An 11,414-nucleotide genomic window follows, 5' to 3' on the forward strand; every position below is an offset into this window, starting at 1 on the left:
GTAGTATCAAAACACTTTTACGCAAAAGGAAGGCACATGACAGGTCTGATTAAGGAGTCCGCACTGGATACGCAAATGCTCGGCATGGTGCCGATGGTGATCGAACAGAGCGGCCGCGGCGAACGCGCCTACGATATCTATTCGCGTCTGTTGAAAGAACGCGTGATTTTTCTCGTAGGCCCGGTCAATGACGCAACGGCCAATGTGATCGTTGCCCAGCTGCTGTTCCTGGAGAGCGAAAATCCTGACAAGGAAATTTCGCTGTACATCAATTCGCCGGGTGGTTCGGTGTCGGCCGGTATGGCGATTTTCGATACCATGCAGTTCATCAAGCCTGATGTGTCAACACTGTGCACAGGTCTGGCTGCATCGATGGGCGCATTCCTGCTGGCAGCCGGCGCCAAGGGCAAGCGTTTTTCGTTGCCGAACTCGCGCATCATGATTCACCAGCCTCTGGGCGGTGCCCAAGGGCAGGCTTCGGACATCGAAATCCAGGCGCGTGAAATTCTGTATCTGCGTGAACGTCTGAACGGTATTCTGGCCGAGAAAACCGGCCGCTCGATCGAACAGATCAGCAAGGATACCGATCGCGACAATTTCATGTCCGCGGATGCTGCTGCTGAATATGGTCTGATTGATAAGGTTCTGACTCAGCGCGCGTGATTCCTGGTTTGAAACCATGAGCGAATGCCCGAGCGTCATTGCGTTCGGGCATTTTCTTTTGGTGAAGCGGATTTTTTCACGTCTGTTTGGCGGATATGCGGCGCGCCAGATAGCCTATAAATGTCATATCGAAAAGCGGTTGAATTCGGATTGCCTCGGCCATATGTCTAAGCCGTGACGAATCTCGAATTCGCAGGTATGATCAAGCTGTACTTTTTTCATCTGTAGCTCTATGTCCGACAAAAAATCCTCCAGTGGCGAAAAGTTGCTTTATTGCTCTTTCTGCGGCAAAAGCCAGCATGAAGTCAAGAAGCTGATAGCAGGCCCTTCGGTGTTCGTCTGCGACGAGTGCATCGACCTCTGCAATGACATCATCCGGGATGAGGCCGCGAGCGTGGAAGCCGTTCCAGGTAGTAAATCGAGTCTGCCGACGCCGCAGGAAATCTGCGAGTTGCTGGACCAGTACGTGATCGGCCAATCCACAGCCAAACGCATCTTGTCGGTGGCGGTGTACAACCACTACAAGCGCCTGAAGCATCTCGGCAAGAAGGACGATATCGAGCTGGCCAAGAGCAACATCTTGCTGGTCGGTCCTACCGGCTCGGGCAAGACCTTGCTGGCTCAGACTCTGGCGCGCATGCTCAATGTGCCGTTCGTGATTGCCGATGCCACCACGCTGACCGAAGCCGGTTATGTGGGTGAGGATGTCGAAAACATCATTCAGAAGCTGCTGCAGAATTGCAATTACGAAGTCGAAAAAGCCCAGAAGGGCATCGTCTACATCGACGAGATAGACAAGATTTCCCGCAAGTCGGATAACCCGTCGATTACACGCGACGTGTCCGGCGAAGGCGTGCAGCAAGCGTTGCTGAAACTGGTTGAGGGCACCATGGCATCGGTGCCGCCACAGGGCGGTCGCAAACATCCGAATCAGGATTTCGTGCAGATCGACACGACCAACATCATGTTTATCTGCGGTGGTGCATTTGACGGTCTGGCCAAGATCATTTCCGAGCGTTCTGAAAAGAGCGGCATCGGTTTCTCCGCCAGCGTCAAGAGCCAGTCCGAGAAGACTGCAAGTCAGGTGTTGTTGAGCGCAGAGCCGGAAGATCTGGTCAAGTTCGGTCTGATTCCTGAACTGGTCGGCCGTCTGCCCGTGATCGCCACACTGAACGAATTGGATGAAACGGCGCTGATCGAAATTCTGGTCGAACCGAAGAATGCGCTGATCAAGCAATACGCCAAACTCCTGCAGATGGAAGGCGTAGAGCTGGAGATTCGTCCTGCCGCATTGCAAGCGATTGCCAAGAAAGCTTTGGCCCGCAAGACCGGTGCGCGTGGTTTGCGTTCTATCTTGGAACATGCCCTGCTGGATGTGATGTATGAACTGCCGAGCCAGCAGAATGTGGCCAAGGTTGTGGTCGACGAAAACACGATCACCAATGGCGCCAAGCCCTTGATGATCTATCACGATCAGCCGAAAGTATCCGGTGCTTGAGGTTTAAGCATCGGTCGGCAGTAAAAGAGTAGTAAAGAGCCGCATCAAAGTTCGGCATCGCCAAAGGCGGTAGAATGAGCCGACGGAAATCACTCTGGCTTCCATCGAAAAGCCACCCGAGGGCGACTTCGTGTGTGGCTTTTTTGTTTTGTTGCTGTCCTAGCAAGTTCCGGTTTTTTGTGCAGCGCGGACCTTGTGATTTGGCAGCTCGCGCCAACATCATTAACAGTATTTTTTGATAAGGCTCGCCATGACGACTTCTATACTCACAGAACAAACGCAATTGCCATTGCTGCCGTTACGGGATGTTGTGGTCTTCCCGCATATGGTGATCCCGCTCTTCGTTGGCCGTCCTAAATCGATCAAGGCCCTTGAAGCTGCGATGGAGCAGGGCAAGAGCATCATGCTTGCCGCCCAGAAGGCTGCAGCCAAAGATGAGCCTTCGGCGGACGACATCTACGAAATCGGATGCGTCGCCAACATTCTGCAAATGCTGAAATTGCCCGATGGCACCGTCAAGGTGCTGGTCGAAGGCGCGCAGCGTGCACGCATTCATCACATCAGCGAACTGGATACCCATTTTGTTGCCGATCTGACACCGGTTGAATCTGAAAACGGCGATGAGGCTGAAGTCGAAGCCATGCGCCGTACCATTGTTCAGCAGTTCGACCAGTATGTAAAACTGAACAAGAAGATCCCACCTGAAATCCTGACCTCGCTGGCCGGCATCGATGACGCGGGTCGTCTGGCCGATACCATTGCCGCGCATCTGCCACTGAAGCTTGAGCAGAAGCAGGTCATCCTGGAAATCTTCAATGTGCCCAAGCGTTACGAGCATCTGCTCGGTCAGCTGGAAGGCGAACTGGACATTCTGCAGGTTGAAAAGCGCATCCGTGGCCGCGTCAAGCGCCAGATGGAAAAGTCACAGCGCGAGTATTACCTGAACGAACAGGTCAAGGCGATCCAGAAGGAACTCGGCGAAGGTGAAGATGGTGCCGATCTTGAAGAGCTCGAAAAGAAGATTCTGGCTGCCAAGATGCCGAAGGAAGCTTTGGAAAAGGCACAGAGCGAGTTGAAGAAACTCAAGCTGATGTCGCCAATGTCTGCCGAAGCGACCGTGGTGCGCAATTACATTGATACGCTGGTCGGTTTGCCATGGAAGAAAAAATCCAAGGTCAACAACGATCTGCCGAACGCGGAAAAAGTGCTCGAGGGCGATCACTATGGCCTGGACAAGGTCAAGGAACGCATCCTGGAATACCTCGCCGTGCAACAACGCGTCGACAAGCTGAAGGCGCCGATTCTGTGCTTCGTTGGTCCTCCGGGCGTCGGTAAGACTTCGCTGGGCCAGTCGATCGCTCGTGCAACGAACCGCAAGTTCGTGCGCATGGCGCTGGGCGGCGTGCGCGATGAGGCTGAGATTCGTGGTCACCGTCGTACTTACATCGGCTCAATGCCGGGCAAGATCCTGCAAAGCTTGAGCAAGGTCGGCGTACGTAATCCGCTGTTCCTGCTGGATGAAATCGACAAGCTGGGCATGGATTTCCGTGGCGACCCTTCGTCGGCGCTGCTGGAAGTGCTGGATCCTGAACAGAATCACACCTTCTCCGATCACTATATCGAAGTCGATTTCGATTTGTCGGATGTGATGTTCGTGGCAACGTCGAACTCGTTCAACATCCCTCCGGCGCTGCTCGATCGTATGGAAGTGATTCGTCTGTCGGGTTACACCGAAGACGAAAAGACCAGCATCGCCCAGCGTTACCTGCTGCCGAAACAGATCAAGAACAATGGTCTGAAGGATGGCGAAATCAGCGTGGCTGAATCGGCTCTGCGCGACATCATTCGCTACTACACCCGAGAAGCCGGCGTTCGTTCGCTGGAACGCGAAGTGTCGAAGATCTGCCGCAAGGTAGTGAAGATGCTGCTGCTCAAGAAGCAGGAAAAGAAGGTCGCAATTACTTCACGCAACCTGGATAAATTCCTGGGCGTGCGTCGCTTCGACTTCGGCATCGCTGAAAAAGAAAATCAGATCGGCCAGGTGGTTGGTCTGGCGTGGACTGAGGTGGGCGGCGATCTGCTGACCATCGAAGCCGTCACGATGCCAGGCAAGGGCGGCGTGATTCGCACCGGTACACTGGGCGACGTGATGAAGGAGTCGATCGAAGCGGCGCGCACCGTGGTTCGCAGCCGTGCCCGCAAGCTGGGCATCAAGAACGAAGTGTTCGAGAAGAGCGACATTCACATTCACGTACCGGAAGGTGCGACGCCCAAGGATGGCCCATCGGCTGGTATCGCGATGACCACCGCGCTGGTATCGGTCTTCACTGGCATTCCAGTGCGTGCCGACGTGGCGATGACTGGTGAAATCACCTTGCGTGGTGAGGTGTTGCCGATCGGCGGTCTGAAGGAGAAACTGCTGGCGGCGCATCGCGGCGGCATCAAGACCGTGCTGATTCCGGAGCAGAACGTCAAGGATCTCGCTGAGATTCCTGACAACGTCAAGAACAAGCTGGAAATCGTGCCAGTGCGCTGGATCGACAAGGTCTTGGAAATCGCACTGGAAACCCGGCCGGTTGCCTTGGCCGAAGATGAGGCCATCGTCAACAGTACTGTTGCTGCAAAAGAGGAAGTCGTCGATCCTGTCGTCAAGCATTGATGTTGCAAGCTTGGCGGCGATATTGCCGCAAAATGCAGTAGTGAAAAGCGCCCTGAACAAGGGCGCTTTTTTATTATGTCTAAGCTCATGGCAGAACAGCTTGAAAGGTCGTCAAGTCCGCGCGCTCAGCCTCTGTCATTGTGTTTAACATCAGCGTGTACTTGCTGCCAAGCATAGGCTTGCATCAAGCTGACGAACGTAAGTGTGGTGAATTGAAATTTAGTCTTGGCAAGACGAATAAAGTTGTTATAGAATAGCCGTCTTTCGTCGCAGGGGTAACTTTGATGGCGATCTGTTTGGGTTAAGTGCGGGTGCTTAGCTCAGTTGGTAGAGCAGCGCCCTTACAAGGCGCGGGTCGGGAGTTCGAGCCTCTCAGCACCCACCAATAAACTCAAACATGCGGCACAGTTTTAGGAGTGGTAGTTCAGTTGGTTAGAATACCGGCCTGTCACGCCGGGGGTCGCGGGTTCGAGCCCCGTCCGCTCCGCCAAGTTAAAAACGCCTGTTTAGTGAAAGCTAAGCAGGCGTTTTTACGTTTACATTTGAATTTTGCGCAGCAAAACATTTCAGAGGTGGGGCGGAGCATGCCGCCAGCGCGGCTTGCGGCGGGTCTCGAAGCGCAACGCTTGCAAGGGTTTCGGCGGCCTGCGCCTGTGTAGGAGCGCCTCGTCCACTCCGCCAAATTAAAAATGCCTACTTAGCGAAAACCAGGTGGGCTTTTTTTCGTCTGTGATTAAATTTGCACAGCAAAATCACATTAAAAGCAGATCAAACGTGGAGTAGCGCAAGCCAGCAAGCCGTCTGCGCGGCGTGTGGCCGCTCAAAAAAACAAACGGCGCACTTCAACAAAGAAGTACGCCGTTTTCCCCCTCCGGGTATAGCCCCGATATAAGCGGTGTGCCGGCCGTGCCGGCGTTTATTCAATGATCAGTAAGTCAGTGTGACCGTCACGGTATCGGTGTAAGTACCTGCCAGTGGAGTCTGGGCCGAAGCGATACGGCCGTAGACCGTCAGATTCTGCAGCAGGCCGCTGCCGGTGCCGGCCTGGGTATCGGTGCCGATGGTTGAACCCCAGTTATTGGTGCGGCCCGAATCGCGATACAGCGCATAGTTCAGTGTGCCGCCGCCGCTGCCTGTCATCTTGCGCACGGTAGTGCTGGCGCCGGTGCCTGCACCTGCGTCCAGGCCGACGTTGTAAGTAGTGCCGTTGGTGCACAGTACGGCGATGTTGCCGGTCTGATCGACTTGCGTCGAGCTGTAGGCGCCGAAGGCGATGGTGGAGCCCACCACGGTGCAGGAGGCCAGAACCGACGCAGTAATAACCAGGGAGCCGGTTGCAGTCGCGGCGAAAGTCGGAGCGCTGGTTGCCAGCAGCAGAGCGGCGGCGGAAGCACAAACGAAGCGATTTTTCTTGGCAAAAAACATTTTATTCTCCCTGAGATTTCAGACTCACCACCGACTCCCGGATCTCGCCCTGTGCGAGAACTTGTTTGCGGCGGGTATGGAGACACTTTAATTTTTGTCAGCACTTTGTTGAATCAGGGGCTTCCCTAGGCTTGCTGCAATTTCATCAGGAAAATCCTGATGTGGCGAAATTACCTGAAGCGAAAGGATAAAACGACGGAGGCTGGCCCGCCTTCGACTTGCGCTGAGTATTGGGGCCGTCCCGCCAGTGAGTCTGAGTCTGCAGCTGCACGCTTCAATTCAGCCGCAGGCTCGGTCAGAATTCAATACGTGACCAGCACCGTGAGGGTATCTATGTAGCTGCCTGCAATGACATTCTGGCTGCCCGTCAGGCGGCCATAGGCAGTGTAGGTATTGGTGACCGGGGTGAGCACTTGCAGCAGATAGCCATCAGTCGGGTAAGTTGTGCTTGAGCTGCCGTCGCCCCATACAGTCGTGCGCGCGCTGTTCGTATAGACCTGATAATTAAGAGTGGCTGCACCGTTGAGCATCTTTCGTTGAGAAAATGCGCCGCTTGAACCTGCACTCAGTTTGACGGTGTAGAGAATGCCCAAAGAGACGGTGGCCTGGCAGGTAACGGTGACTGTCCCGGTGACATCGACATTGGCGCTTGATTTCGGATCGTAAGTACCGAAGTTGACGCCCGTGCTGGACACGCTGCAAATGCTCTGAGCCCCGGCGTTCAGGGTGAACAGCGCGAGCCACATCAGCAAGCATGATCTGAAGACGATTTTCATAGTGGCCCCATTCATCGGCATATCACAGTTTCAGTCACCATGCCGCGATCAGTGTTGGGCACCGGCGTCAGCGTAGCGTGGCATTGGGCGCCGGATGGCAGCAAGACATCCAGCGTATTGACCGGCCCCAGTTCCTGCAGATAGCTGGCGCCATCATAGCCTACCGGCGCCTGCAAGCCACTCTCGCGGACACGCACCGAGGAGCCCAGCGGAATGAAGTTGCCGTCGGCATCCTTGAGCACGATGGACACATCGGAAGCCAGCTTGGCATTGAATTTCACCACCAGCCCGGAGCGGTCCCGCGGCTTCACGTATTGCTCATTCTGATCCAGTTGCAGCGTCAGCGGCAGATCGAGTACGTCTACCGAGATCTTGTTGATGTCATAGGCGCGCAGATCGGTCAGCAGCAGCTTGCCATTGTCGTCGGTTCTGCCGGCATAGCGATTTTCTGTATAGATGCCGACGTTCTTGACGCCACTGGCATTGACCACCGCAAAGCTGTCATCGATCCAGTCGGAAGCGAACCAGTCTCCCTCCATGAAGGTCACCGCGCCGCGTGCACCCACCCGTTCGCTGGTGACGCCGTCAACCTGTGAAGCGCCGGCGTTCACGCGTCCGTAGCGGCTCTTGTAATCGACCTGGCCGATGCGCTGATGATAGGTGCCTTCGTTGCTCTGTACTTGCCAGCCGACGTCGCCAATCGAAATGGCAGGACGGCTTGCTTGCAGCGACACCGTCTTGGTGCCGTTATTGTTGCTGACGCTCGCGCCGACCGCGTCGCGGGTACCCAGCGGCATGATGATGCCGATCGTGGCGCCGTAACTCTGATTGCGGAAATCGCGGTAGCCGGTGATGAACAGGTTGGAGCGTGTACCTACCGATTTGAAATACGACACGGTCACCGTCTCGCTGTCCGCCAGGCCGACGTTGCCGACGTCGGACAGCAAGATCGGGCTCTTGCTCATGGCATAGGCCAGGCTGAGCGAGCCGAAGCTGCCCAGACTTGCGCCCAGCGTGGCAATGGTCGACGAGCGTGAAACCGGGGAGCCGGAGACCGCACCTATGTCCTGATAATTGGGGGTGGATTGCGTGCGCGTGAGCGACATGCTGATCGGATTGGCATTGCGTTCGGCTGCCACTGCGATCTGCTGGCCGGAACCGGCATCGGAACTGCTGGCCGAGGCGGCGGCCGAGACTACGGCGCGGTTGCCGAGGTTGTAGACCGCGCCGGTGCCGAGCAGCTTGAGGCTCTTCATGGCTTCGGCATGCGTTTCCAGCGTCAGTTGCGGGGAGAAGCCGTGGCGTGCGGTGCCGGACAAGGCAAACTCACCGTAGTTGTTGCTACGCAGGCCGTAGTTGCGGCGCACCCATCCGCCTTCTGCCGAATAGGACGAAAGACCTTCCTTCAGCAAGCGGTCGGTGGCATAGAAAGAGATCGTGCGGAAAGTCTGGCGGCCCAGTTCATCCGTCACGGCCACCGCAATCTGGCCGGCGCCGGTGGCAATCGGCGCCTGGCGGATTTCGAAGGGGCCCGGCGGCACCGGTTGCGACAGCTGGCGCACGCCATTGACGAACAGGTCCACGGTTGACGGCACCACGGCATCGCCGCCAAAGGCCGGCGTCGGAAAGCGCACCAGGTCTGGCCTGAGATTGAAGTCTGAGGCGTATTGGAAGCCCCCCATTCTGACCGAGCGGGTCCACGACAGACTGCCGTTGATCACGTCACCCAGACGATAACGCGTCAGTTTATCGGGGTCGGAATAAGTGTAAGTCGTCTCCAGGCGCGCCGAGGTGCCGCCGCCGTTGCCGAAATAGCTGACCCCGGTCGAGCTGATGACATTGCTGCCGAAGAAGGCTCTGGTATCGAACAGGCCGCCCATGGAATTGATGCCGCGGCTGGAATTGGCCAGCAAGTCATAGTTGAGCACCACGCCGCGCCCACCCGGCGCCAGCGGCACATCGCTGGCCGATCTGCCTGCGTTTTGGATTTCGGTGGTGTTCAAAAAACGCATCGGAATATCCAGATTGATTTTGGCAGAGGCTTCGTCCAGCTTGATCGCACTGGCGATGTCTGCAATAGGCAACAGCTCGGTATCGGCGCCGGGGACTTTCAGACCCAGGCTGCGCAACTCGGCCGCTGTCGAATACAGGGCCTTCTGGCGGCGTGTGAACTGGCCGACCAACTCGGTCGGGCGGCCGTTCAGCGACACTTCCAGTAACAGCGTTTCGTCGCCGGGTTCGGCGGCGCGGGCATAGACGCAAAACAGCGCCAGCAGCAGGAGGCTGATCCAGTGGGGCAGGCGGTTCAAGGCGCCACGGTGAGCTCAGTGTCAATCGGTCCGGAATCGCTGGTCCCAGTCATGCGCACCTTGCTGCCTGCTCCCAGGGGCGAGTCGGTTTCTATGATGTATTGTCGTGTGAGCCCGGCCAGGGTGTAAGGATTGCCACCGGTAGGAAGCGTGACTTTTTTGCCGCTGGGCAGCGTGAGTGAAAGATTCAGCAAGCGACCGCGACGGTTGCCGCTGTTCTCGATCACCAGCTTCGGCGGTTTGCCTGCATTCAGCTTCCAGTCCAGTTTGGTGCTCGACTGGCCGGTCGGGGCGATGAATACAGGCATTGAAATCCGGAACTTGAAGTTGATGGCGGCGCCGGCCGCAGCTGAAGGAATTTCATCAATCAGCAGGCGATATGCAATTTCCTGAGAGCCGGCAGCTTGTTTGGAGACCACCCGGATGGTTTGCGAAGCACCGGGCGCAAGCGTGAATACCGGCGGGCTGATGATCAGATTCTGGGTCGGGTCGAGCTTGTCCTGACTGTCGACCTGGGTCCAGTCGTAAGCGCGAATCTGCAGCGAAACCTCGTGCGTATCGTTGTTGATGAGCTTCACAACGCCGGCCGTGCGCGCGGAAGACAGTTCGAGCACCACCGGCGAGATCTCGAAATTGGATGCCTGCGCTGCGCCGGAAAATGCAGCAGCGATGGAAAGCGCGGTCAATAAGCAAAAAAGCAGTTGATGATGATTTCTCCTGTCGCAGCGGAATGATTCTATTTGACACCATTGCAAGCTCGTCGAAATCGAAGATTAAAGCTAAAAATGCATTTCAGTCATGAAATTAGTTGCGCTTAAGCCACAATTTAATTCTTAGTTAATTTTTTTATTTAATAAAAAGTTACGCTCAAATTCCGAAATACGGAACGTTGACGAACGCGCGAAGGCGCATTCTGACGCTCTCTTTAGCTGAAAAGATGTTGGAAAAAGCAGCTGCGCCAGACGTAAAAATGGCGCAGCTGCATATGCAGGCTGCGCCACAGAAATTATTCTAGGCGTTATGCTTAATATGCCAGCGTGATGGAGACGACATCAGCATAAGCGCCGGGCTTGGATGTCTGTCCGGCTGGAATGTAGCCATAGACTGGCAGGCTTTGCAGAGTGCCGTTGCCGGTGCTGGTCAAGGTGTCGGAGCCGGAAGAGTTGCCCCAGCTCTTGCTGCGGGCAGGATCCTGATACAGCGCGTAGTTCAGTGTTGAGCTGTTGTCGGATGTTGCCAGTTTGCGGGTGGTGGTATTGGCGCCGGTACCGGCGCCTGCATCCAGGCTTACCGTATAACTGGTGCCGTTGGAACAGGTCACACCGATTTGGGCTGACTGCTGAACAGCTGCAGAGTTATAAGTCCCGAACGGCAAGGCTGCACTCTGGATGACGCACTGAGCAGTGACTATGGCCGAAATGGCAAGATTTCCGGTCGAAGAGGCGGCGATAGCTGGCGAGCTTTGAAACGCTACGGCCAAAGCCGGGAATAGCATGAGTTTCGCTAGTGTTTTCATGTTATTAGAATGCCGCCTAGAAATGGTTCTATGGGTGTGTCTATTATAGAATAAAACGCAGGGCGGCTTGATAGTTCGTCCTAAAAAAAGTGGTTGATGTGGGGAAATATGCGACGAAGTTGTCACGAAGCTCTCATTTGATAAGCAAATGAAAACATTTAGTGGCAGCCGGAAATCCCCGATTGCAAAAGATTGAACAAAAACACATTTGCTAAGTACTTATACGGAACGACTATCGAACCGGATGCGCCGATAAATAAAAAAATACAGAAATATTTGAATTGCTGAATCACCGGCGACGCAAATCAGGGCACATTGATCAAATAGCACATTGGTAAAAGAACAGGTTTCAAGGCCGATCCCGTGCCTGCGAGTTTCACCCGCAAAAGAGGCCGGGTTCGATAGCAGCCGGCCGCGATGGCTGATGTATGAGCCATCGCGAGCAAGCGCGTGACAGATGTCGGTCTGGATGTTGAATGGGCGAGTAAGCGTCTGAGGTCGTCCTGTAACGACGTGAGGGTACTACTTGTATTGAATGCATTTCTGACGACTTGCGTAGCGAGGGGCT

8 protein-coding genes and 2 tRNA genes are annotated in these 11,414 nt (G+C 55.5%); 5 read left to right on the top strand and 5 right to left on the bottom strand.

The annotated features are described in order from the left end of the window. The first annotated feature begins 36 nt into the window (after positions 1-36). The 5 genes from clpP (at position 37) to PQR62_RS17240 (ending at position 5,310) form a co-directional block, all read left to right on the top strand. Positions 37-663: an ATP-dependent Clp endopeptidase proteolytic subunit ClpP gene (gene clpP, locus PQR62_RS17220; RefSeq protein WP_408159218.1), complete on the top strand. Its 627-nt coding sequence runs from the start codon at positions 37-39 to the stop codon at positions 661-663. A 232-nt stretch (positions 664-895) separates the two neighbouring features. Beyond that, on the top strand, positions 896-2,161 hold the full coding sequence (gene clpX, locus PQR62_RS17225) for an ATP-dependent Clp protease ATP-binding subunit ClpX (RefSeq protein ID WP_408159219.1): 1,266 nt from the start codon (positions 896-898) through the stop codon (positions 2,159-2,161). Positions 2,162-2,411: 250 nt separating this feature from the next. After that, positions 2,412-4,820: an endopeptidase La gene (gene lon / locus PQR62_RS17230; protein WP_408159220.1), complete on the top strand. Its 2,409-nt coding sequence runs from the start codon at positions 2,412-2,414 to the stop codon at positions 4,818-4,820. A 309-nt stretch (positions 4,821-5,129) separates the two neighbouring features. Continuing rightward, positions 5,130-5,205: transfer RNA gene (locus PQR62_RS17235), tRNA-Val, on the top strand. Between the two features lie 28 nt (positions 5,206-5,233). Next, positions 5,234-5,310: transfer RNA gene (locus PQR62_RS17240), tRNA-Asp, on the top strand. 437 nt (positions 5,311-5,747) lie between these two features. On the opposite strand, the gene PQR62_RS17245 is transcribed toward PQR62_RS17240, so the two are convergent. From PQR62_RS17245 to PQR62_RS17265, 5 genes are all read right to left on the bottom strand, one after another. Next, positions 5,748-6,245, bottom strand: a complete 498-nt coding sequence (locus PQR62_RS17245) for a Csu type fimbrial protein (RefSeq protein WP_408159221.1) — start codon at positions 6,243-6,245, stop codon at positions 5,748-5,750. Positions 6,246-6,547: 302 nt separating this feature from the next. Continuing rightward, a complete protein-coding gene (locus PQR62_RS17250; protein ID WP_459251864.1) occupies positions 6,548-6,991 on the bottom strand; it encodes a Csu type fimbrial protein in 444 nt (147 codons plus the stop codon). Between the two features lie 41 nt (positions 6,992-7,032). Next, complete coding sequence (locus PQR62_RS17255) at positions 7,033-9,330, bottom strand: fimbria/pilus outer membrane usher protein (protein WP_408159223.1); 2,298 nt, start codon at positions 9,328-9,330, stop codon at positions 7,033-7,035. Next, positions 9,327-10,016 (bottom strand): fimbrial biogenesis chaperone, encoded by a 690-nt coding sequence (locus tag PQR62_RS17260; RefSeq protein WP_408159224.1) that lies wholly within the window; start codon positions 10,014-10,016, stop codon positions 9,327-9,329. The genes PQR62_RS17255 and PQR62_RS17260 overlap by 4 nt, the downstream gene beginning before the upstream one ends. Before the next feature lie 338 nt (positions 10,017-10,354). Next, positions 10,355-10,846: a Csu type fimbrial protein gene (locus PQR62_RS17265; protein WP_408159225.1), complete on the bottom strand. Its 492-nt coding sequence runs from the start codon at positions 10,844-10,846 to the stop codon at positions 10,355-10,357. Positions 10,847-11,414 lie beyond the last annotated feature (568 nt).

The sequence above is a fragment of the Herbaspirillum lusitanum genome (assembly GCF_046025995.1).
GTDB classification, from domain to species: domain Bacteria; phylum Pseudomonadota; class Gammaproteobacteria; order Burkholderiales; family Burkholderiaceae_D; genus Herbaspirillum; species Herbaspirillum lusitanum_A.

What these genes read in the sequence shown, in the direction of transcription:
- PQR62_RS17250 (WP_459251864.1), bottom strand. Translation starts at nt 6,991, where the DNA reads ATGTGGCTCGCGCTGTTCACCCTGAACGCCGGGGCTCAGAGCATTTGC.
- lon (WP_408159220.1), top strand. Translation starts at nt 2,412, where the DNA reads ATGACGACTTCTATACTCACAGAACAAACGCAATTGCCATTGCTGCCG.
- PQR62_RS17265 (WP_408159225.1), bottom strand. Translation starts at nt 10,846, where the DNA reads ATGAAAACACTAGCGAAACTCATGCTATTCCCGGCTTTGGCCGTAGCG.
- PQR62_RS17245 (WP_408159221.1), bottom strand. Translation starts at nt 6,245, where the DNA reads ATGTTTTTTGCCAAGAAAAATCGCTTCGTTTGTGCTTCCGCCGCCGCT.
- clpP (WP_408159218.1), top strand. Translation starts at nt 37, where the DNA reads ATGACAGGTCTGATTAAGGAGTCCGCACTGGATACGCAAATGCTCGGC.
- clpX (WP_408159219.1), top strand. Translation starts at nt 896, where the DNA reads ATGTCCGACAAAAAATCCTCCAGTGGCGAAAAGTTGCTTTATTGCTCT.